The organism is Mesorhizobium sp. WSM4842 (assembly GCF_055901575.1).
In genome coordinates this window covers 6,609,530-6,631,670 of the sequence record NZ_CM148372.1, presented here as the reverse complement: position 1 = coordinate 6,631,670, position 22,141 = coordinate 6,609,530, and the positions used below count along the sequence as shown (strand labels likewise).

20 protein-coding genes, 1 pseudogene and 1 riboswitch are annotated in these 22,141 nt (G+C 59.3%); of the genes and pseudogenes, 8 read left to right on the top strand and 13 right to left on the bottom strand.

Annotation, left to right across the window (positions count from 1 at the left end; genetic code table 11):
- Window positions 1-79 precede the first annotated feature (79 nt).
- Both hemN and AC0NIE_RS32085 read right to left on the bottom strand, forming a co-directional pair.
- Window positions 80-1,414 carry an oxygen-independent coproporphyrinogen III oxidase gene (hemN, locus tag AC0NIE_RS32090; RefSeq protein ID WP_473488976.1) on the bottom strand — a complete coding sequence of 445 codons (1,335 nt, stop codon included), beginning with the start codon at window positions 1,412-1,414 and terminating at the stop codon, window positions 80-82.
- A 204-nt stretch (window positions 1,415-1,618) separates the two neighbouring features.
- Complete coding sequence (locus tag AC0NIE_RS32085; RefSeq protein WP_473489003.1) at window positions 1,619-2,086, bottom strand: Ros/MucR family transcriptional regulator; 468 nt, start codon at window positions 2,084-2,086, stop codon at window positions 1,619-1,621.
- A 540-nt stretch (window positions 2,087-2,626) separates the two neighbouring features.
- Here AC0NIE_RS32085 and AC0NIE_RS32080 point away from each other — a divergent pair.
- Window positions 2,627-3,664: a cytochrome-c peroxidase gene (locus AC0NIE_RS32080; protein WP_473488977.1), complete on the top strand. Its 1,038-nt coding sequence runs from the start codon at window positions 2,627-2,629 to the stop codon at window positions 3,662-3,664.
- Window positions 3,665-3,893: 229 nt separating this feature from the next.
- Here AC0NIE_RS32080 and tdh read toward each other — a convergent pair whose 3' ends face one another.
- Complete coding sequence (gene tdh, locus AC0NIE_RS32075; RefSeq protein ID WP_473488978.1) at window positions 3,894-4,928, bottom strand: L-threonine 3-dehydrogenase; 1,035 nt, start codon at window positions 4,926-4,928, stop codon at window positions 3,894-3,896.
- Between the two features lie 480 nt (window positions 4,929-5,408).
- Here tdh and AC0NIE_RS32070 point away from each other — a divergent pair.
- A pseudogene (locus AC0NIE_RS32070) lies at window positions 5,409-5,498 on the top strand (IS5/IS1182 family transposase); the annotation flags it as partial.
- A 93-nt stretch (window positions 5,499-5,591) separates the two neighbouring features.
- On the opposite strand, the gene metE reads toward AC0NIE_RS32070, so the two are convergent.
- From metE to AC0NIE_RS32040, 6 genes are all read right to left on the bottom strand, one after another.
- The gene (gene metE / locus AC0NIE_RS32065; protein ID WP_473489004.1) at window positions 5,592-7,931 is read right to left on the bottom strand and encodes a 5-methyltetrahydropteroyltriglutamate--homocysteine S-methyltransferase; all 2,340 of its coding nucleotides are present in this window, start codon (window positions 7,929-7,931) and stop codon (window positions 5,592-5,594) included.
- Window positions 7,932-8,046: 115 nt separating this feature from the next.
- Window positions 8,047-8,245, bottom strand: a riboswitch (cobalamin riboswitch).
- Window positions 8,246-8,636: 391 nt separating this feature from the next.
- A complete protein-coding gene (locus AC0NIE_RS32060) occupies window positions 8,637-9,629 on the bottom strand; it encodes an adenosine kinase (RefSeq protein WP_473489005.1) in 993 nt (330 codons plus the stop codon).
- A 110-nt stretch (window positions 9,630-9,739) separates the two neighbouring features.
- Complete coding sequence (gene metK / locus AC0NIE_RS32055) at window positions 9,740-10,915, bottom strand: methionine adenosyltransferase (protein ID WP_473488979.1); 1,176 nt, start codon at window positions 10,913-10,915, stop codon at window positions 9,740-9,742.
- 53 nt (window positions 10,916-10,968) lie between these two features.
- On the bottom strand, window positions 10,969-12,306 hold the full coding sequence (locus tag AC0NIE_RS32050; RefSeq protein WP_473488980.1) for a serine hydroxymethyltransferase: 1,338 nt from the start codon (window positions 12,304-12,306) through the stop codon (window positions 10,969-10,971).
- Between the two features lie 30 nt (window positions 12,307-12,336).
- A complete protein-coding gene (locus AC0NIE_RS32045) occupies window positions 12,337-12,687 on the bottom strand; it encodes an ArsR/SmtB family transcription factor (RefSeq protein WP_473488981.1) in 351 nt (116 codons plus the stop codon).
- Window positions 12,688-12,869: 182 nt separating this feature from the next.
- Window positions 12,870-13,262, bottom strand: a complete 393-nt coding sequence (locus AC0NIE_RS32040; RefSeq protein ID WP_473488982.1) for a hypothetical protein — start codon at window positions 13,260-13,262, stop codon at window positions 12,870-12,872.
- On the opposite strand from AC0NIE_RS32040, the gene AC0NIE_RS32035 reads away from it, so the two are divergent.
- Window positions 13,262-13,879: a type IV toxin-antitoxin system AbiEi family antitoxin domain-containing protein gene (locus tag AC0NIE_RS32035; RefSeq protein WP_473488983.1), complete on the top strand. Its 618-nt coding sequence runs from the start codon at window positions 13,262-13,264 to the stop codon at window positions 13,877-13,879. The two genes, AC0NIE_RS32040 and AC0NIE_RS32035, sit on opposite strands and share 1 nt — an antisense overlap.
- Before the next feature lie 222 nt (window positions 13,880-14,101).
- Entirely contained in the window at window positions 14,102-14,335 is a 234-nt protein-coding gene (locus AC0NIE_RS32030) for a hypothetical protein (protein ID WP_473488984.1), read from the top strand.
- Here AC0NIE_RS32030 and AC0NIE_RS32025 read toward each other — a convergent pair.
- From AC0NIE_RS32025 to AC0NIE_RS32010, 4 genes are all read right to left on the bottom strand, one after another.
- Complete coding sequence (locus tag AC0NIE_RS32025) at window positions 14,332-15,669, bottom strand: hypothetical protein (RefSeq protein WP_473488985.1); 1,338 nt, start codon at window positions 15,667-15,669, stop codon at window positions 14,332-14,334. The genes AC0NIE_RS32030 and AC0NIE_RS32025 overlap by 4 nt on opposite strands.
- Before the next feature lie 475 nt (window positions 15,670-16,144).
- Window positions 16,145-16,921: a hypothetical protein gene (locus AC0NIE_RS32020; RefSeq protein ID WP_473488986.1), complete on the bottom strand. Its 777-nt coding sequence runs from the start codon at window positions 16,919-16,921 to the stop codon at window positions 16,145-16,147.
- Window positions 16,922-17,192: 271 nt separating this feature from the next.
- Window positions 17,193-17,357 (bottom strand): hypothetical protein, encoded by a 165-nt coding sequence (locus tag AC0NIE_RS32015; RefSeq protein WP_473489008.1) that lies wholly within the window; start codon window positions 17,355-17,357, stop codon window positions 17,193-17,195.
- A complete protein-coding gene (locus AC0NIE_RS32010; RefSeq protein ID WP_474045136.1) occupies window positions 17,279-17,620 on the bottom strand; it encodes a recombinase family protein in 342 nt (113 codons plus the stop codon). The genes AC0NIE_RS32015 and AC0NIE_RS32010 overlap by 79 nt, the downstream gene beginning before the upstream one ends.
- A 358-nt stretch (window positions 17,621-17,978) precedes the next feature.
- Here AC0NIE_RS32010 and AC0NIE_RS32005 point away from each other — a divergent pair, with 358 nt between their 5' ends.
- From AC0NIE_RS32005 to AC0NIE_RS31990, 4 genes are read left to right on the top strand one after another with little or no spacing between them, the layout of a single operon-like run.
- Window positions 17,979-18,281, top strand: coding sequence for a hypothetical protein (locus AC0NIE_RS32005; RefSeq protein WP_473488988.1), 303 nt, complete (start codon window positions 17,979-17,981; stop codon window positions 18,279-18,281).
- Window positions 18,278-18,721 (top strand): PIN domain-containing protein, encoded by a 444-nt coding sequence (locus AC0NIE_RS32000; protein ID WP_473488989.1) that lies wholly within the window; start codon window positions 18,278-18,280, stop codon window positions 18,719-18,721. The genes AC0NIE_RS32005 and AC0NIE_RS32000 overlap by 4 nt, the downstream gene beginning before the upstream one ends.
- A 4-nt stretch (window positions 18,722-18,725) precedes the next feature.
- Complete coding sequence (locus AC0NIE_RS31995; RefSeq protein WP_473488990.1) at window positions 18,726-20,111, top strand: SIR2 family protein; 1,386 nt, start codon at window positions 18,726-18,728, stop codon at window positions 20,109-20,111.
- Window positions 20,068-22,107, top strand: coding sequence for an ATP-binding protein (locus AC0NIE_RS31990; RefSeq protein WP_474045134.1), 2,040 nt, complete (start codon window positions 20,068-20,070; stop codon window positions 22,105-22,107). The genes AC0NIE_RS31995 and AC0NIE_RS31990 overlap by 44 nt, the downstream gene beginning before the upstream one ends.
- Window positions 22,108-22,141 lie beyond the last annotated feature (34 nt).

The window sequence follows — 22,141 nt, the reverse complement described above, 5'->3', positions numbered from 1 at the left end:
CGGGGCCTGCGGCATTTTTACGAGCGTGCCGTTGGCACGAGCTTATCGCTTTGACGCCCCTCACGCTGCTTGGCTGTGCTTATGGGACAACCCGGTCGAGAAAAGCATCGAATGCGGCCGCAACAGCGCGAATCACGAAGCGATGCTCTTGCCGCACCCGGATGAGACCGTTTTCGATGTCCACTACCCCGTCCTCGGCCAGCTTCGCCAGGCGTTCAGTTGAATCGAGAAAGCGGATTGGATCGAATCCATAGGCCGCACAGATTGCCGGCACATCGGCCTCCAAATCGCACATCAGCCGCTCGATGATTGCGGCTCGCACGCGGTCTTCGTCTGTGAGCCGGTAGCCTTTTGACGTTGCCAGACGGCCCCCTGCTATGTGCCGGCTGTAGGACTCGTGTGTCACCTCGTTCTGGACGTAACCATCGCCGACCCGCCCGATAGCCGACGCGCCGAAACCGATCACGGTTTTGCAGGTGTCGGCCGAGTAACCCAGCGAGTTACGGCGTAGCCGACCGCGGGTCTGCGCCAGCGTAAGTTCGTCGTCCGGCAAGGCGAAATGGTCGAGGCCGATCTCTCGGTAGCCGGCCGCAACCAGCGTATCTGCCACGGCCGCAGCCTGTTCGGCGCGGGCGACGCTGTCCGGCAGAGCAGTCTTCTCGATCAGGCGCTGATTCTTGATCACCGATGGAATATGCGCGTAGCCGAACACCGCAAGCCGGTTGGGACGCATGGCGGCGGTTGCCGCCGCAGTCTGGACGCAGGACTCTACCGTCTGATTCGGGAGACCGAACATGAGATCGACGTTGATGCCGCTTACTCCATGCCGGCGCAGCTCTTCGACGGCAGCGGCCGTCTGCGCCTCGCTCTGGACCCGGTTGATGGCTTTTTGAACAATTGGATCAAAACTCTGCACCCCGAGACTCGCGCGGCTCACATTGGCTGCCCCCAGTGCCTCGGCGATCTCGCGCGTGAACGTGCGCGGGTCAATTTCGACGGCGATTTTAGCGGGCTCCCTGAACACGAAGCGGCGGCGCAGGAGTTCAATCATGGCCAAGAATTCCGCTGCCCCGATCAGGGTCGGGGTTCCACCGCCGAAATGCACGTCGTCCACGACGAGCCTCTGCTGCACCTGCTCCGAGACCAAACGGATCTCGTCACGCAGAACGGCCACATAGTCGAGGATCGGACCCTGATTGCGGGCAATCGTGGTCGGAAAGCCGCAATACCAGCAAATCGATCGGCAGAACGGAATGTGGAGATAGAGCGACACCGGATCGTCAGCCGGCAGACCTCTTAGCCATTCCTCATAGCTTTCGGCGCCGACCGCTGCGGAGAACTCCGGCACAGTCGGATAGATGGTGTACCAAGGCAGGAGAGCCTCGCGATGTTTTTTCAGGATAGAAGTCTGCAACAGTTTCTCTCCCAAGTTGATAACTGTCCTCCTTTTACCCCTGCGATCTCCTGTGTCTCTGCGTTATGTCAATTCCGTTCCGCTTCGCGGGTGTGTAATCACACCGTCTGCAAGGAAAAGGCGGGACCTGGTCCCGCCTTTTCAATGTTTAGCTCACATTATGCCGATCGAGCCGCCAGCCCACAACGAGCTGGACGGAAGAAGTCACGCTGGTACCTTCTTTCTAGACCGCTTCTCGGGCGCCGAGATTTCAGGCTCTTTTGGTTTGCGGCCGAGTCCCATTGTCTTGGCCAACGCAGAGCGGGCAGCCGCATAGTTCGGCGCGACCATGGGATAGTCCGCCGGCAGACCCCATTTGGCGCGATATTCACTAGGGGTCAGTCCGTAGTGGGTCGACAGATGACGCTTCAGCGATTTGAATTTCTTCCCATCCTCAAGGGAGACAATGTAGTCCGGCGTCACCGATTTTCTGATCGGGACCGCCGGCGTCAACACCGTCGGCTCTTGTGCCGAGACGCGACCGGCCGCCGTGCCCTTCAAAGCTTCGTGCACTTGGCCGATCAGGGCTGAAAGGTCCCCCACCGGAACGGGATTGTTGGAAACATAGGCTGAGACAACATCTGCGGTAAGCTGGATGAGGTTGTCGATGTTTTTGAAGTCTTCTTCTGGCATGAAACTCTCCGGTGGATTTGTCTGCGGAGCGTCGCTTCTAGTGGTGATTTCCGGTGAAAGCAACAAATCTCGCGACAGATTGTTCGTTGCTCGTCCAACATTGAGGTCTATAGCACCACATCACGCGGTCGTGACACTGATCTGCCTGGTAGTCGCTGTCCCATAACTGCGCCAGTGTCCGCCTTTCCGTTCCGATCTCGTCCGTTTGAATTGCAAAAGGAAGACGCAGAAAGCTTGTAAAGCACCATGAGCCGTGCACTCGCAGGGGCAGAAAACCTTGCGCGTATGAAACAGGTTGGCGTTGCGGCAGCATGTGGCGACAGGCCACGGAACCGACCAAACCTCAGGCGAACAAACAGCGATTGCGCGCGCCCACCAATGGAATCCGCCGTCGGGCGATGGATACACCGCAGTTACTGTTTCCGCCGCTCGATTGGCTTGGTCGGCAGGCACGATTCCCTCGATCCGCTGATCTAGCGCAGGGCGTTCGCAAGCCGCATGTGGAGAATGGTTTCCGTGCACATCGTAAGGACTCCATTTATGAAAATTCTATTCCCTGCGGTGGCTGTTGCGCTTGTGGCAGCCACAGCTTTTGCTGCGCAGTCCATTCCGCCAGACCTCAGAGAAACGGCACTGGCCACCTTCAAGCCCTTGCCATTCACGCCGGCGCTCGCCAACAACCCGAGCACGCCGGAGAAGATTGCCCTCGGCAAGGCACTGTTCTTCGATCCACGCCTCTCGTCCTCAGGCGTTTTCTCCTGCAACTCGTGCCACAACCTGGCCACCGGGGGCGACGACAATCGTGAAACTTCGATTGGCCATGGTTGGCAGAAGGGGCAGCGCAACGCGCCGACGGTGTTTAACTCTGTCTTCAACAAATCACAGTTTTGGGACGGTCGCGCCGAAGACCTGAAAGCTCAGGCCAAAGGGCCGATACAGGCCGGTGTCGAAATGGCCAACACACCGCATCGAGTGGTCGAGACGTTCAAATCGATGCCGCAATATGTGGAGTTGTTCCATTCAGCTTTCCCGGATGAGGCCAATCCCATCACCCTCGACAACCTAGTCAATGCACTCGCAGAGTATGAGGCGACACTGGTCACGCCGGCCCCCTTCGACGCCTTCCTCAATGGCGATGAGACCGCCATCGGTCCCAAAGAGAAACAGGGCCTGGCCCTTTTTATCGAAAAGGGCTGCTCGTCCTGCCATTCCGGTGTCAATATTGGTGGGGAAGGCTATTATCCATTCGGCCTCGTTGAGAGGCCTAGCGCCGACATTCTGCCGGAGAACGACAAGGGACGATTTGCCGTCACCAATGTACCCGAGGATTCCTATGTTTTCCGCGTGCCGTCGCTGCGCAACGTAGCAATCACCGCGCCATACTTTCATTCGGGCAAGGTCTGGGACCTGAGAGAGGCCGTCGCTATCATGGGCACCACCCAGCTTGGCGAACAGCTAACGCAAATCGAAATCGATCAGCTGGTTGCCTACCTTCATTCGCTGACCGGAAAGCGAGCGGAGATCACATATCCCATCTTGCCGACTGAAACGCCCACAACACCTCGGCCTCGATCCTAGGCATTGGGAAAGCAGACGATCGCGGCGGGGCCTGTGAGCATTTCCTTGCCCGATCTGGGCGAATTGCCACGAGCGTCGCCGATTTGGCCGCGATACGTCGCCGACGATTGAGCGGCGCACGTCGGGGGAGGAGCCACTGCTTTGCACAGCGATGCCCCTCGCGGCGAGATCGCCGGCAGGCCGGGGGGTGCCGTCCCTCCAACTTTCCGGAACGGCACCCGGCCAACGCTCACCAGTCCATCACCACCTTGCCCGAATTGCCGCTGCGCATCGCGTCGAACCCAGTCTTGTAGTCGTCAATGCCGATGCGGTGCGTGATCAACCCACTGACATCGAGCGGACCCTGCACCAGGGCGATCATCTTGTACCAGGTCTCGAACATTTCGCGGCCATAGATGCCCTTGAGATGCAGCATCTTGAAGATGACCTTGTTCCAGTCGATCTCGAAGCCGGTCGGGGCAATGCCCAGAATGGCGATCTTGCCGCCATTGTTCATGGTGTCGATCATGTCGCGGAAGGCGGGTGCCGCACCCGACATTTCGAGGCCGACGTCAAAACCTTCGGTCATGCCGAGCGCCGGCATGACGTCGCGCAGCTTTTCCTTCGACGCGTCGACGACATGCTGGACGCCAAGCTTTTTCGCCAGCGCAAGCCGCACCGGGTTGATGTCTGTGATGACCACCTTTCGCGCGCCGACGCATTGGGCAACGAGCGCAGCCATGATGCCGATCGGCCCGGCGCCGGTGACCAGCACGTCCTCGCCGACCAGATCGAAGGACAATGCGGTGTGAACGGCATTGCCCAGGGGATCGAAGATCGCCGCGGTCTCGTCCGGCACATCATCGGGGATCGGCACGACATTGTGCTGCGGGATCGCCAGATATTCGCCGAAGGCGCCGGGACGGTTGACGCCGACACCGAGCGTATTGCGGCACAGATGCCCTCGCCCAGCACGGCAGTTGCGGCAATGGCCGCAGACGATGTGGCCTTCGCCCGACACGCGCTGGCCGACCTTGTATTCGGTGACCGCTGCGCCGAAATCGGCGACCGTGCCGATAAATTCATGGCCGGTGACCATCGGCACCGGCACCGTCTTTTGCGCCCACTGGTCCCAATTGTAGATGTGCAAGTCAGTGCCGCAGACCGCCGTCTTCTTGATCTTGATCAGCACATCGTTGGGGCCGATCTCCGGCACCGGCACCTCTTCCATCCAGATGCCCGGTTCGGCCTTGGCCTTCACCAACGCCTTCATCATGTTCGACATCAAGTGCTCCTTACACCTTGGTTGATTCCGCTCCTTGCCGCTCCTCCGGTAGCCTGCACAACGAAAAAGGTGCGCTCGGAGAGCACACCTGAGATCCTTGGCCGATCGTAATGTTGGCGGCTGCCTTTGTGTCGAAGCAACATTCCACCGCGATCCATGCGCTTGAAAAACTCTGTTTTCAGCGAACCTCAGCAGAAGCGGAGCAAACGCCATGCCAGATGCAGCCAAGTTTCAATTCAAGCGATGAGTAATGGTCGCAGCTTGCGGCTGGGCGGTATGGCTATTTTGTCGATGTCCGCCACATGCGACGCATTCCCTCGATACCGGTGCTCTCGATGGTCGATCTCGCCGCCGATATCTCGATGGTGCCGGTGCACAGGCGGCATCCGCAAGCGTTCGCCCCTCGGTGAAGTGTCTGTTGACCCCTGGCTGTGTGAGAGGCTGAAGCTCATGGACAAAGCCGCCTTCCCCCATTTCGTGATCGAAATCATCCGTCCTTCGGACCGGAAGCGCTTCCAAATCCTGCCTCGCCGCTGGGCCGTCGAGCGGACCTTCGGCTGGACGACAAGGGTGGGGACTCGCACGCGTCCACCGACCTGTGCGCGGCTTTTCGATGTCGTCCTTTGTTTGAATTATCCGCGCAGCCCGCCACATGTTTGCCGGTCACAGTGGCCCAGCGGCCTGCGCCTGCACTTTCTCCCGCAGCGCGCTTGCTGCAGCGATCATGTTCATGAGGGCAGGGCGGACCTCCTCCCATTTCCTTGTTTTGAGGCCACAGTCCGGATTCACCCACAGTTGGCCGTCCGACAGTCGCTCGCGGGCAAGTTGGGCGAGATGCAAAATTTCGCCAATTTCCGGGACACGTGGTGAGTGAATGTCGTAGACGCCAGGACCGATTTCGTTCGGATATTTTGACTTCGTGAAGGCGTCTAGCAGTTCCATTTTGGAGCGCGACGTCTCGATCGAAATCACGTCCGCGTCCAGTTCAGCGATCGAGTCGATGATCTCATTGAACTCAGAATAGCACATGTGGGTGTGAATTTGGGTCGCGTCCTCTACACCCGTTGAAGCGAGACGGAAGCATTCGACTGCCCAGCCGAGATAATGTTTCCAATCGGACTTCCGCAGGGGCAAGCCTTCGCGAAACGCGGCCTCATCGATCTGGATCACCCTTGCGCCAACTCTTTCAAGGTCGGCCACTTCATCGCGGATGGCGAGTGCGATCTGGCGGCAGACCTCGGCGCGGGGTACGTCGTCGCGCACAAAAGACCAGTTAAGAATCGTCACTGGGCCTGTGAGCATGCCCTTTACCGGCTTTTTCGTCAGAGACTGGGCAAATTGCCACCAGAGGACCGTCATCGGATTGGGCCGCGATACGTCGCCGAAGATGATGGGAGGGCGCACGAGCCGGGAGCCGTAACTTTGCACCCAGCCATGCTGGGTGAATGCGAGGCCGGACAGCTGCTCGCCGAAATGCTGCACCATGTCGTTTCGTTCGAACTCGCCGTGTACCAGCACGTCCAGCCCGATCTCCTCCTGCCAACGGACCGCCGCCTCAGTCTCCTTCTTCAGGAAGGCCTGGTAGTCGACATAGCTCAGCCTGCCCTTCGCATGAGCGGAGCGCGCCCTGCGCACCTCGGGCGTCTGCGGGAAGGACCCGATGGTAGTCGTGGGGAACGGCGGCAGGCCGAGCGTGTCAGCCTGGATTCTCGAGCGCTTGGGAAATGCGCTCTTTCGTTGCTTCATGACGCCGTCAATGCTGATAATTCGCCCGTGGACGAGCGCATCATGGACCTTTGTAGACATTGCGCGCGCGGCGGCCGCCTCGGCAGAAGCTTCCAGTGAGCCTGCTACGGCCTCCCTGCCTTCGGATAAGGCTTGGGCCAGCACGAGCAGCTCTTCAGTCTTCTGGGCGGCGAATGCCAGCCACGAACTGACGTCCACATCGAGCGCGGTCTCCATCCGCAGGTCCATCGGCACATGAAGCATCGAGCAGGAAGGCGCAATCTCGACGCGATCCAGCGGCCAGCCGGCAACGACCGGCTTGATGCGGTCGAGAATGGCAGCCAGGTTCGCGCGCCAGACGTTGCGGCCGTCGATCAAGCCAAGTGAGAGCACCAGATCCTTCGGTGCGAGCCGACCAACCGTCTCCAACTGCTCGGGAGCGCGCACGAGGTCGAGATGTAGGCCCGCCAGGCGCAGCGAAAGCGCGGTCTCCAGATTGTCTCCCAGCGGCCCGAAATAGGTCGCCATCATAATTTTCAACTTGGGCGCGGCTTTCGACAGCTGGCCGTATGTGAATTCGAAGGCAGCTCGTTCGTTCGGGTTAAGGTCGAGCACAAGCGCCGGCTCATCAATCTGTACCCAGTCGGCCCCCGAGAGCTCCAGCCTCCGCAGGAGTTGCTCGTAGACGGGCAGCAGGCGCGGTAGGAGCGCTATGGGATTGAAGCCCTGGTCGGGAGACTTTGCCAGCTTGAGGAAGGTCACCGGTCCAAGGATGACCGGGCGTGTATGGATGCCGAGCTCTTTTGCCTCCAGAAAGTGATCGACTGGTTTCGTCGACGAGAGGGCGAATGTCTGATCGTCGCCCAGCTCCGGCACGATGTAGTGGTAGTTCGTGTCGAACCATTTGGTCATTTCCATCGCGGTTACGCGCTGCCCTGCATGCCCGTGACTGGCGCGTCCGCAAGCCGCGGCATCGCCTTGCGTCCCGCGCGCCATCGCGAAATAGATGTCGAGCGGGACCTCCCCGCCCGTCCAGCCGTAACGAGCTGGCACGGCGCCGACCATTGCTGCGGTGTCGAGCACATGGTCATACAGTGAGAAATCGTTCGACGGGATTTTCGACACGCCGCGGTCATGCTGCTCGCTCCAGCTGGCGGCACGGAGTGCCTTCGCCGTCGACAGAAGGTTGGCAGCAGAAGATTTTCTGGACCAGTAGCTTTCGAGCGCGAATTTCAGTTCTCGCCGGCGACCGATACGCGGCATGCCAAGCGTTGCTATGGGAACTTGCTGGGAGACATTCATTCCATACCCCGATGGTTGCGGCGGGGACAAGGAAGGCGCTAGCAGGCCGGCATAAACGCCGAGCTGCCGCGGCCATCAGACACCCCGCCCGTGGACGTTGTTTACCGTGGCAGGTCTCCTGGCTCGCGGGTCACAGCCTCTGCCCCGTCTTCCCGGGGCAGCGCCCCAGTGACATTGATGGGTTTGGCTCGCCGCTTACAGTTGCGGGGGCAGCGCCGGCATTGCACCGGCTTCCCTCTTAGCTCCGCTACGGCAACGCCTTGCGGAGAACCACGACACGCGGACAATCGCAGCAGCCCGCTTTGTTGTCAATGCGGTATAAAGAAATGTTTATGTGTTTATGTGAACCGTTCACCTGCGGCGTGTTTCCCAAGTCGCAGGTCGCGGTAGAGCTGAGCCATTTGCGCCACTCGCCGGTCTGCGCAGGCTGTGCCTGGCCGCTCGGGCAATCTGCCAGTCTACGATCCCGGCTCAAAACGACTTTCGTCAAAAAGGGCGTGTTGGCCATCATGATCGGCCGGCAGTACTGGCCCGAAGTGCGACAACGTCCCTGAGCCTCAAGAAATCAGAAATTTGGAGAAAACCGCCATCCTTCACGGACGGGTACGCGACGTTTTACCCGCGCTTGGCTGGACAGCCCGCACAACGGGAAGGTGGGCAACACGTGGCGGAGATGCCGCCCTACAACAGCCCCGCCTGTTCAGCCTCGCGGCGCAAAGTCTGCCGCGGCCTGGGGCCGATCTGCTGGATGACCAATCCGGCAGCCAGTGAACCGAGGTCGCCGCAATCCTTCAGGCTGCGGCCTTGCGTGTAGCCGTAGAGGAAACCTGCGGCATAGAGGTCGCCGGCGCCCGTCGTGTCGACCAGCTCCTTGATCGCGGTCGCCTTGATGACCACGGTCTCGTCGCCGCGCACGATGACGGAGCCTTTTTCCGAACGGGTCACGGCGGCGATCCGGCAATCCTTGCGGATCTGCGCCAGCGCCTCGTCGAACGACGCCGTCTGATAAAGCGATTTGATCTCGTGGCTGTTGGCGAAGACGATATCGACTGTACCCGAACGCATCAGGTCGAGGAATTCGTCGCGATAGCGGTCGACGCAGAACGAATCCGACAGTGTCATCGACACTTCGCGGCCTGCCGCGTGCGCCAGCATCGCCGTCTGCCGGATTGCCTCCTTGGCGCGCGGCGGATCCCACAGATAGCCTTCGAAATAGGTGACCTTGGCGCCAGAGGCCTTGTCGACCTCGACATCCTCCGGCCCGAGCTCGATGCAGGCGCCGAGATAGGTGTTCATCGAGCGCTCGCCGTCTGGGGTAACGAAGATCATCGAGCGCGCCGTCGGCGGCTCGCCCTTGAGCGGCCTGGTGTCGAAGGCAACCCCCTGCGCATGGATGTCGTGGGCGTAGATTTCGCCTAGCGCATCGTTGGAGACCTTGCCGAAGAAAGCAGCGCGGCCGCCGAAGCTGGCGACACCCGCCGCCGTGTTGCCGGCGCTGCCGCCGGAGGCTTCGATGGCCGGGCCCATGCGGCTGTAGAGCAGCTCGGCGCGCCTCGTGTCGATCAGGTTCATCGCGCCCTTGATGATGCCGTTCGTCTCCAAAAATGCTTCGTCGCACTGCGCGATGATGTCGACGATGGCATTGCCGATGCAAAGCACGTCATATTTCGAGATCAGTGTCTCCGCCAAAAACCCGAGCCGGCTTCTCGCCACGCCGGGGCCGGCGTGTTTTTTGGCGAGTGTGGAATGGGTCGCACTATGCCCACGCATCCAATACCCGCGCATCACGCAGCTGCCGGTCCTGCCTCACGCAACAGGTCGTCAGCTCTGTCCGTCTTTTCCCAGGTGAACTCCGGCTCTTCGCGGCCGAAGTGTCCGTATGTCGCGGTCTTGCGGTAAATCGGCCGTAAGAGATCAAGCGCCTTGATGATGCCTTTCGGCCGGAGATCGAAAAGCTCAAGGACGGCGCGCTCGATCCTTTTTTCATCAATCTTTGCGGTTCCGAATGTATTGACGAGGATAGAGACCGGCGCGGCCACACCGATCGCGTAAGCAAGCTGAACCTCGCACACCTGCGCCAGTCCGCTGGCAACGACGTTTTTTGCGACGTACCGCGCCGCATAGGCGGCCGACCGATCAACCTTGGAGGGGTCCTTGCCCGAAAAGGCACCGCCGCCGTGACGCCCCATACCGCCGTAGGAATCGACGATGATCTTGCGGCCGGTGAGCCCGCAGTCGCCGCGCGGCCCACCGACCACGAACCGGCCTGTTGGATTGACCAGGAACCTTATCCCGGTAGTATCCAAGTCGTGGGGCAAGACCGGCCTTATGATCTCCTCAATGACGCCTTCGCGGACCGTGGCTTGTGAGACCTCTTCGTCATGCTGCGTCGACAGGACTATGGTATCGAGCGCTATCGGGCGCAAACCCTCATAACGGACGGACACTTGAGATTTAACGTCCGGGCGAAGCCAGCCAAGGCGTCCGGTTTGGCGCACCTCCGCCTGTTTTTTTGTCAATTCGTGAGCGAGTTGGATTGGCAACGGCATCAATGTTTCGGTCTCGTTGCACGCGTACCCGAACATGAGGCCCTGATCCCCCGCTCCCTGCTCGAGATCCTGCCCTCGTCCCTCGTCGACGCCCTGGCTGATGTCAGGCGACTGCTCGGTCAAGGCCAAGATCACGGCGCAACGGCGGCCGTCAAAGCCGATCGCATCGTCATCATATCCAATGTCCAAAATGATATCGCGGGCAACTTGGCTGTAGTCGATCTGCGCGTGACTGGTGATCTCGCCAGCCAGAACGACCATCCCTGACTTCACCAACGCTTCACAAGCAACGCGAGCCTTAGGATCCTTACGAAGGATCGCATCGAGCACGCCATCTGAGATATTGTCGGCCATCTTGTCGGGATGTCCGGCGCCGACGGATTCGGAAGAAAACACGAATTGTCTGGGCATGAAATGTCCTCGCTTCAAACGTTGGAATTGATGTGACAGTTGATCCGGCCGTCTTACCTGTCGGAGATGCCAGGCACGTCGAACGCAGCGCAGAAGTCGGCAACGTCTCTGCGCACTCTGGCATGCACGTCCGAATCATCGGGCTGGCGACAGACCAGGTCGATGAAAGCGGCAATCTGCACCATTTCCGCTTCGCGCATGCCCACAGACGTCACTGCTGGCGTGCCTAAGCGTATGCCGCTGGTGAGCGCGGGATGGCGCCGGTCGCCCGGCACCATGTTGAAATTCGTAATGATACCTGCTTGCGACAGACGCTCGGCATAGTCTTTCCCAGACAGCGGCCGGTCCCTAAGATCAAGGATCAGCATGTGATTGTCAGTGCCCCCCGTGACGAGTTCATAACCTCGCTCCAGAAGGGCCTGGGCCAGAGCCTTGGCGTTGTTGACGATCTGCTGACCGTACACACGGAAGGATGCATTCCCTGCTTCGTGCAGAGCGACAGCTAGCGCGGCAATCGTATTCATGTGCGGTCCGCCCTGGAGGAGAGGGAACACGGCACGGTCTATGCGTTTGGCCAGATTGTGTTTGCTCTTGGAATGGTAGAGCGCCTGATAGCGGTCTTCATTCCTTGACAAGATGAAGCCACCGCGGGGGCCGCGGATCGATTTGTGAGAGGTGCTGGTGACAACATCGCAATGGCCAACGGGATTCGGATGCACTCCTGCGACAATGAGGCCGCTGATGTGGGCGATGTCGGCTACCAGATAGGAGTTCACCTCCGAAGCAATGTCGGCCATTGCCTCATAGTCAAAGATGCGCGGATAAGCAGTTCCGCCGACCCAAATGAGCTTCGGTCGTTCGCGTTTGGCCGTCTCGCGCAAGCGGTCATGGTCAATCTGCTGCGTCTTTTCGTGCAGCCCGTACGGAACTCGCTGATAATCAGTGCCGGAGAAGTTGACGGCCCAACCGTGCGTCAGATGCCCCCCGCCGGGGAGGGTCAAGCCCATCATCTTGTCTCCCGGACACAACAGCGCTCGACAGACAGCCTGATTGGCCGGCGAGCCGGAATAAGGCTGCACGTTGGCGTGTTCATAGCCGAACAGCGCCTTCAATCGCTCGATGGCGAGATTCTCAAGCTCATCGACAATCTCGTTTCCGGCGTAGTAGCGCGCGCCGGGATATCCCTCGGCATACTTGTTGGTGAAAATAGACCCGGTCGCTTCCAGCACCGCGGAGGACGCGAAGTTCTCGGAGGCGATAAGTTTGAGGGTCGTCCGCTCCTGGCGCTCCTGTCTTAAAAGCAGCTCGTGAACGCGAGAATCTGCGACAGCCAGGTGAGGCCACTCGCAAGTGTCAAGCTCCGCGATGGCGCCGCCAGTCGAATTGTCCATATCAGCTTCGCGCTCCATTGGGACTAAGTTTCAGGACAAGCAGGCGGCCACCTTGGACCGCGCGCCCTGTATCGCCTCCAGGCGCTGTAGGTCTTGTCTGTGATGGCCATCGCCGTGGGGCAGGAGATCAACCAACAATTGAACCAAGCCGCCGTCCGAGCCTCCTGCTTCGAGGTGGTACGAAGGCCAGGGGCGCTGTTCGTTGCCGAGAAGAAAGCCGGCTCTGGCGAGCTGGCGCACGTGTGCGACCACGTGCTCGCGAGACAGACTCAGAACTTCTGCTAGCTCGCAGACGGTCAGGTCCGCATGCGCACAAAGTCCCAGGATTCGAAGTCGATCAAGATGAGCCGCGGCCTTTAGGCGCATGACCAGTGTCATCATCGGCCGGCACTCCTTGTATTGACTTCCTCCATTTGGCGTCCTTCCACTAATTTCAGAGCAATCTTGCCATCCGACGAGGTCAATACGCCCGACCGCATCGCAGATCGTTTCCGATACGCCACGGTCTCGACCCGCGGCCCAAATGATAGGCTCAACGTACATATTCTCAGCGGTTTAGAGTGCTAAAAGTCCGCGATTTTCTTTGAAGGATCTGTTGCGACACGTGCATAACCGGCTAGGATTCGCCCCAGCACAACGGCGGCTGCGCGGTAAGGCCGGCTTGCGAAGATGCGGCGAACGGCCGAGGCCTTCATGCGCTGGTCGCCGCGCGATGGGCAGGGACGCTCAGCATCGATGGGGATGAAATCCATCTTGTCCATGGCTCCGATCTCTATCCCGATGGACCACATCCCAAGGAAACCGATATCCTGCTCGAAGGCGCCGCCGTCCACGGCGAGCTCAAAGCATGGCTGCGGCGCAAGGCTCAATGCGGCTGACGATTGGCTTCCATTGATTCTCAACAAGTGATACAAATCCTCGGACTGTAACCCCTTAGTTCCGAGATTTCGTATCAATGCCAGAGCCCGCTCCCCAGCGCCAAATCGCCCACGCACTTCTGACACTGCGCGGAATCGCGCGTCTCGCGGAGCTGCGCAACGCCGGCGTAACAGCGGCCACGATGAGTCGCATGGAACGGGATGGGGAGGTGCTCCGGCTCGCACGCGGCCTCTACCAGCTCTCCGATGTGCCGCTCGACGCTAATCATAGCCTAGCCGAGGCTGCCAAGCGCGTACCCAAAGGCGCTGTCTGCCTTGTGTCAGCCCTGGCATTCCACCAGCTGACGGATCAGCTTCCGAGACAGGTATGGCTGGCCATCGGCCAGAAAGACTGGGCTCCCAAACCCGACGGCACACCCATTCGCATCGTGCGTTTTACCGAAAGTCTGCTCAACGACAGCGTCGAAACTCATGTTGTCGAGGGCGTGACCGTAAAGGTGTTTGGGGTTGTCAAAACAATCGCGGACTGTTTCCGATATCGCAACAAGATCGGCCTGTCGGTGGCGATCGAGGGCCTCCAGGAAGCGCTTCGCCAGCGCAAGGCCACGCCCGGCGAAATTGCCAGGCAGGCTGAGCGTGGCGGTGTCGCCACGGTCATCCGGCCGTATATCGAGGCGCTGACTGCCAATGGCTAAAGAGATCAAGAACATCGGCGCCTCAGTGCGCGCACGTCTGCTGCAACTCGCCAAGGTAAGTGGCGGTACCGTTGGGGATCGTGCTCAGGATGCGGTTCACCCTCGTCCACGATCGACCAGAACTCGAAAGGGTCGTTGAAGTCGGAATAGTGGCGGCAGAACACTTGGGAGCGGCGGATGTTTTCAAGTGCAAGCTCGGAGAATGCAGAAAACTTATAGATCATGCAGGAGATTTACGGCAGGCAGCGTGAATTTGTCGATGCCTTTCGCACACGGCCGCAGGACAGCGCGTTGCGGCGGCTGATCCTAGCCTCCCGGTTCAAGGAGCCGTTCCAGGCTGAGATGATTGCACAGGAGTTTGGTGGCGAAACCTACACCTCGCTCGATCGCAGCAAGGTTGCGCGTGGGAGAAGTTGGAAGCAACGCCGGACAAGTTTGCGAGATATGGCTGACTAGGCCTTCGCCCAAGGATCTTCGATGCCAGCTTCTGCCGCAAGCTGGGAGGGCTCCTCGTATCTTTTGATGTCGAACCGTCCCCACTCCTTCAGGAATGGGATGAGAATGAAATGAGGCTTGCCAACACTGACCTTGTTGGGCTCGATCAGCTTGATTTTATGGGCCTTGTTCTTCTTGCGGTGGAATGGCGCCATGATGCTGATCTCTTCATCCTGAGCATTGGCTGCGACAAGCGTGAGGGCCTCACCGCGGTTCTTGGCATCGACGGCGAAACCGCTTTTGGGCGCATCCTTCAGATTTGCCACCCACGATTCGTTGATCATGATCACTCCGTCCACACCTTCAGCCGTCGCGTACCTCGCGAGTTCGCGGACCAACAGATAGCGGGAAGCGCGATCCGGATGGTCTGTTCCAACAACCCGGAAAACGCCAGAGCCTTTAAGCAGCAGCGCGAAGCTACGGTGATAGCCGTCGTGGCGAAGGACGATTCGGGCTGTGCGGAAATAGGCCACACAGACTTCCTGGAACGTGTTCGCCTTCTTCAGGTCGTATATACTGTGGGTGCCCTTTTTGCCGTAACGCTTAAGGATATGCTTCTCCTTAATCCGAGGCCCGTTGGCTTTCTCCATGCGAACGCCGATTATTCCACCGTCCTTCATGGAAACGTAAACCGCCCTGTCCAATGCGAGCTGTGCCATGGTATCTGGCCTGCTCGCCTCGATAACTCCCGGTATGGCGAGCTCCAGCGCCTTCACGAAATCAGTCACGATGTCGGCGAGGACTGAATAGACGTGGGCGACTGCCTCAAGCAGCTCTACCTCGAAGTAGTTATTGGCCACCCACCTTCTTTCAACGATCAGGGTGCCGTTCTCGATCGTGTGGGGCGTGCGCAAGTCGGCCGGAACAGCTTTCCAAATCTCATTGGTGGTCGTGAACAGGTTAGCTGGCACCCATGCGGATTGCGGTCCATCTAGGTATGAGGCCACTAACTCGACATGGACCTGGCTGTGGGTGGCGAGATCGCCCTGCTTCTCGATTGAATTGCGGGTGTCGCGGGCCCAGACCATCACCGGGTCGTCGGCACAGCGCTTCTGGTGGGGTTCGTACCAGGAATCGAAATTGGCCAACGCCTTCTTGTTGGACTGGACGATGAAGGTGACAGTTCGTGCGGTCGTTATGCAATTCTGAACTGAGAGCTGAAACCTGCTCGGGTCGAAATAGGAGTTCGCTGCATCCTCCCATAGCTGCCGCATCTGCAGCACCCTGTCGATGACAGCGCGCGCAGCCTGACGGGCACCTTGATTGCCCTCGGGGGCTGCAATTGCGGGTATCAAGATAGTTCTTTCGATTCGAATGGTCAGGCGTTGACGCGCTGGAAGATCTGTCGCCCAATACCACTATGAATTATCGTCTGCACGGGAAATAGGTCGGAATCCTTTAGTGAAGGAGCGCCATGCCTTTCTCGGCACGTCTCTATGTAAAATCGCCGCAACCAGCGCCTCCTTCTCTCCAGACGGGAGGTAAGGCGTCCAGTTTCTGGCCGAGAATATCAGCGGCACCCGGCTCCCTTTAGAGCACGGATCTGCGGATTGATGTGCTGACGTTTGGTCGAGACGCGCGAATACCGATTTTCACCGCCACTGCCCCGTAGACAATGTCGGGTTTAGATATACTCATGTCGCCGCGTATGCCTCAGCTCGACGGCTTCGGTAGTCTCGCGGAGAGACGAAAATTCTGGCCGTTGCCACGGCTCGTGACTCTAGGAAGATCATGCGTGCTATCCCGCTTTTTTGGCGAGCGGTTTTCAGCTCAACGAGACACTGTGAACATGACGCCGTGGCTCTCCAGAGCCGTGAGATAGCGAAGAGGGCTGTCTTTCCCGGCCTTACGCACCTTTACCCAACTCTCGACACTGCGGACTACCACCCCAACGACGAAGCCGAAACCGGCGGTCACGAGCACGGGGGTGAGGCTGCCGCCTGCGCCGGCTGTCGATGCCGCTTGGGGTGCGGCAGCAAGTGCTGCTCCTTGCACGCCAGCAAGCCCTCTCTCGGGTTTGAGGAGCGCCTCGCCAATCTTCTCTATGAATTTGCTCGGCTCTGTGAGAACACCGGCGCCGAAGAAGCGTCGGCCAATTCCGGCGAATAACTTCTTATCCTTCTCCCATTCTTTGAACAGATCCCTAAGGAGATCCTTGATCTTTTCCTCGCGTACGCCGACATCGAAGATCGGTTGCGTAAAATCCTCCGCAGCAAGTTTTTCCAGTTTTTCGCGAAAGTCGGCCAAGGCCTTCCGCTCTTCGTGCAGCGCATAAATTCCGTCCTTGGCGAGGAGATCGATCTCGCATTGCTTATGGACAATAAACTCAAGGATGTGTTCGCCAGTGACTTTTCCGTCAATCTTCGGGCCGTCAATGCATGCGTCGAGAATCTTCTCGCGTGGCGTTCCGATTAGCCTACCATGGAGCGTTGGGAATTCGGTTACAACCTGCAAACCTTCAGCTTCCGCGCACGCTGTTGCATGCGTCGCCATGATGGCTTCACCGAGAACCGGGTGCATTTCCAAATAACCAGGTGAATCGGCCATATGGTCGTTTGGCTCCCACAAGGCAGACGCGCGCGGCTGCAAGAATGATTGAGGGTCGCCACCAGAGACTTGTTGGTTCGCCATGGCTGCTTTAAGGAGAAGCCATTGTTTTGACCTGATTGGCACCGCCGCCAGGCATGTCGCCTGTTATTGCGACGTTGATAAAAGCGAATAGCAAGCTCCGCACCATCCGCTCGCTGAACCGCAAATTTCTCGATAAGCGGCGGCGGCTTGCTAGAGATGGTCATCAAGGACGCGCAACTCCGGCAACCTAGGTGATCCACTCCGGCTCAGGGTTCATCCGGGCCTGGCGTTTGCCCGTATCCGGATATTTGATGAAGCGCTGGCGGTTCCAGATCAGTTTGCCGACATACATCTCGTTGTTGAGGATGCCATTGCCGCGTTTCGGGTTGCCATTGATCGTACTGAGCCCCAATCGCCGCCGCCCGGCGCGGGGATGGCCTCCTCGTTCAGTTCGAAGGCAATCCGCTTGGCCGATTTTCCCGCTGCATAGTCGCGGAAGATCCGGCGGATGTCATCGATGGTCCGGTCACCACGGACCGGCTCGCCGTTTCCGTCGAACTTCTTGACCACGTCAAAGCCATAGCCGTTTCCGCGCTCCCGACTTGCCCAATTCGACCTCCCACGCTGTCCACGGCGTGGCTTGTCGGCCAGGTCCTTGAGAAACAAAGCGTTCATCGTGCCCTTGAGGCCGACATGCGTGACCTCGCCCTCCGAGAGGGTAACGATCTCACGTCGGAATAGGCCATGCGCTTGAAGATGCCTGCGATATCCTCCTGATCGCGTGAGAGGCGGTCCATGGCCTCGGCCAACACATAGCGGAAACGGCCACGGGTCGCATCGGAGTTCAGGGCGCATTAGGCGCGTCCTTGGCGGTGCAGGCGAAATTTGGCGTAGCGAAGCGGGTCATGGAAGACGGACATACTGACGTTGCTCCGGCCCGCCCAAATTGTCAGGAACTCGCCCTTCCATCCTGTCCTCACTTGTCGGTGCTACAAATCTGGACTATATATCCAGATATAGCATGGAGGCTACCATGGGCAATGCCGCACAGAGAAGAGCCACGGAGAATTATCGCACGCGCCTGACGCAGCGAGGTCTCACTCGCTTCGAGATCATGGCGCTTGAATCCGACCGCGAACTGATCCGCACGCTTGCGCGTCGCCTGGCTGAGGAAGGCCCGGAAGCGGAACACGTCCGCTCGGCAGTCAAGACAGCCGTCGGCGGCAAGCCGCCGAAGCCCGGAAATATCCTGACCGCTCTGCGGCGCTCGCCCCTTGTTGGCGCCGAACTCGACCTTTCCCGTCCCCGTGAAGAGGGGCGCAAGGTCGATCTGTGACGCGCTATCTTCTCGATACCAACATCATCAGCAACATCGTAAAGCCAAGGCCGTCGGAGTCGCTTCTGGCCTGGATGGGGGAGCAGCGCGACGAGAATCTGTTTATTGCCTCGCTCACAATCGCCGAAATTCGGCGCGGTATTCTCGAAAGGCCGCGAGGCAAGAAGCGTGACAGCCTCGACGCCTGGTTCGCGGGGCCAGAGGGGCCGCAGGCGCTGTTTGCCGGGCGTATCCTGTCGTTCGACGATAAAGCCGGTCTGGTCTGGGCGCGACTCATGGCGAAGGGGAAGCTGGCTGGCCGCCCCCGCAGTGGTCTCGACATGATCATTGCGGCTGTTGCAGGCGCAAATGACTGCGTCGTTGTAACGGACAACGAAAAAGACTTCGTGGGGCTCCAGATCATAAATCCGCTGCGCGGCGGCTTGGAGGGGGGAGAATAGAATAATGACGGCTGCGCCTGTACCTATCGAGTATCAGCTCATTGGCTTGACGGAAGACGGCAACGCCGGCGATCTTCTGCTTGGGCTCGACCAGAAACAAGGCCGCGTTCGCCTCCAAGCTCTGATCTCCGAATGGTTGCGGATGGAAAACCTCGTCGTTCTGACGGGTTCCGGCACGTCGGTTTCGGCGGGCGGCAAGACGATGGCGAACCTGGAAAGCGCCGTCTTTGCGACAATTGAGGCTCTTCCCGGTGTGCCGGCTTCTATCGGCCCCATCATCAAAGCACGGCAGGATGCCGTTTCGCTGGCCGATCTTCTGAATGAGCCGACGCTGGGGTTCGAGGCTTGGCTGTCCTTTGTCGCTAACGCCCTTGTCGTTGGACAGTCGAAGGACGCGCCATTCTCCGGTGTCTCTTGGCCGGGCACGCCAGCACCGAGCCTGGACGATCTCAAGTGGTTCGTTGATCGTCTGCGTATGTCGATTTTCGCCGAATGCGCGCTGTCCTTGCCCGATACGGCCAAAGCGAAGTCGGCAAGCGAGATCGCTCCGCAGCTTGCGTTTCTCTCCAAGCTCGTGGCGCGCGACAGCAATCTCGGCCGAACTCACCTTTTCACGTTGAACTATGATACCCTCTTCGAGCAGGCTCTTGAGCTTCTTGGTATCCAATATTTCGATGGATTCACCGGCCGTGCAGCTGCCCGCTTCGATCCCTCGGTTTACGGGCTCGATATCTATTATCCGGGCGAGGTTGCCGAAGGTCGCGTAAGGCGCTTCGACAAGTTCTTGCACTTCTACAAGCTACATGGCTCCATTCACTGGTTTGAGCAGGACGGCGAGATGCGTGCGCGGCATCCCGATCTTGCCCCGTTCAGAACCTATGCCGGCCTTAAAGCGGACGAGAAGGCGGCGGCACTCGTCGATTTGGCAGGGGGGGCGCCATCGGTCGGAATTCTGCCGACGGCCAACAAGTTCGCGCAGACCCTGACGTTGCCTTACGCGCACCTCTTCCGGTCCTTTCAGGTTCGTCTCGGTATCCCGCAGACCTTCCTGCTCGTTCTCGGCTACGGCTTCGGTGACGATCATGTCAGCCGTATCATTGAAAACGCGCTCATGAATCCGTCGTTGGTGATGCTCGTCATTGAGCCTAATCCAGCAAGCCCCGTCATCGAGCGGGTGCGCCGCTACAAGGATCTCGGCAAACGCGCTTTCGTGCTAGCCCCAACCGACGCCGCCTTTGCTGCTGCCAAGTTCAAGCACGCCACCTTTGACGATTTCGCCCGTTCGGTAATGCCCGACGTGCAATGGCTGGACGACTTCCTGCGCCTGAGGCGTTTCGAGAAGCAGATTGCTTCCTCCACGACGCCGACCGAACCTGATCCGGCGGTGTAGGATGGATAATCCACGTCTTATCGGCCACATCGTTTCAGTTCAGGGCTTCCGGGTGAAGGTGGAATTGCTGCCCGAGACCCGTTCGGCGTTGCGGGCGACCCTCGATGGGGTTCAGGTAGCGATCGCCATCAATGCTTATCTCACCTTCGCGCTGGGCGCGGGCGAAACCGTCATCGGCATCATCACCGACCTCGAGGCGCGGGAAAGTTTCGACCCTTCCAGCGGAGATGATCTCAGTCTGGAACTTATGAAGCCACGTCGGATTGCCAGTGTGCAGTTGTTGGGCACCATCGAGCACGCCGATGATGAGCCGTCTTTCAGTCCTGGCATATCCGTTCTGCCGACGTTGGATACGGCGGCAGAAATCGGATCGCCCGACATCCTGCGTGCGATATTTGAGATCCCACCCCGCCGCAACAGGCCGGAAGGCTACGATGCCAAGGATTTCGACTACGACCTGAAAATCGGTTTTCCGACTGGCCAGGCGCGCAATGTCGTGCGGGCGTCCTACAATGACCTGTTCTCCAGGCCGTTGGCGATCGTTGGAAACACGGGCTCAGGGAAATCCTTCTCAGTGACGAGCCTTATCCAGAAGGCAATGAAGGCACTGGATGATGCTGCCCAGGAGCCGCACATCTTCATTCTCGACATCAATGGTGAATACGCCAAAGCCTTTCCCGCCGCCGTAGCCGAGACACGCCTGCCGGATCGCATCTATCTCAATGGCCAGGAGTTCAGCCTCCCGCTCTGGTTCCTGAACGCGGAAGAGATCTGCGCATGGCTGAGCGCATCGGAACAGACGCAGGAACCCGTACTGAAAGACTGGTGGGCGATTGCCAAGGGTGGCAACGCTACGGCTGCCGCCAGCCTGGGTTCGCTTCAGAATGCGATGAGCGCGCTCGATCAGCTTCTCAGCGAACTGACGAAAGTGAAGAGGAAGTTCGCCGGTTCTTACTGCGATGCCATCGTCGGCCATCTGGCTGACACCGACATCGACACTGCGGTCTTCGAGGCCCTTTTCACGGCTCATCGCAGTGTCGATCAGTACAATCAGGACGTGATGGGCAATCAGGCTGCGATTGCTGCCGCAGCGGAGAAGCTGAAAGACGCCATACGGATCGAGATTGTCGGCGGGAGCGATACGGCGGAGGCAGGCGCACGCACCGCAGATTCACCGATCCCGATTGCACGTTCGACACTGACCGATCCGTCTCTGATCAATCGCGCGGTGTCGAAGGAAGACACGTTCAGGGTGGACGCCCATTTGACGACACTGAAGCTGCGTTTGAGGACCCGCCTCGATGACAAGCGGTGGCGCGCATTCCTGAACTATGAGGACGCTGGCACCGCGATCGCCAATCTATCCACCTGGTTCGCTCGCTTCGGTTTGGGCACTGCCGCAGGTCCGAAGGTGTCTGTGCTCGACCTCTCGATGCTCAGCAACGAAGTGCTTCCCTATGCCTGCGCCGTCATCGGGCGCGTGCTCCTGGAGGCCCGGGAACGCTTGCCCGCCGCGTCACGCTACAAGCACCCATGGGTACTCGTCCTGGAAGAGGCGCACAATTACGCCCGGCCAGCTCGTGCCGACGAGGATCGCGGTCATCGTCTTGCGCGGCTGACCTATGAGCGCATCGCAAAGGAAGGGCGCAAGTTCGGACTGTCGCTCATCATCGCCAGCCAACGCCCGAGCGAGATCAGCCAGACCATTATTAGTCAGTGCGCCAATTTCATCAGCCACCGTCTGCAAAACCCGGACGACATCGACCATTTCCGCCGGATCATCCCGATGCAGGCGCGGCGCCTGCTCGACCAGGTGACGATATTGTCGTCAGGCGAGGCGATCGTTTTTGGAAGTGCATTCCATATCCCGACGCGCGTCCAGTTCGATCGGCCAGAGCCCGGCCCATACAGCCAGACAGCAGCGCCGTACCACGAATGGTCGAAGGAAAAAACTCCATTTCCTCTGGGCACGATCATCGACGCTTGGGGAGCATAGAGGGGAGCCGCCCGCCTTAGTCTTCGAGGCCTGT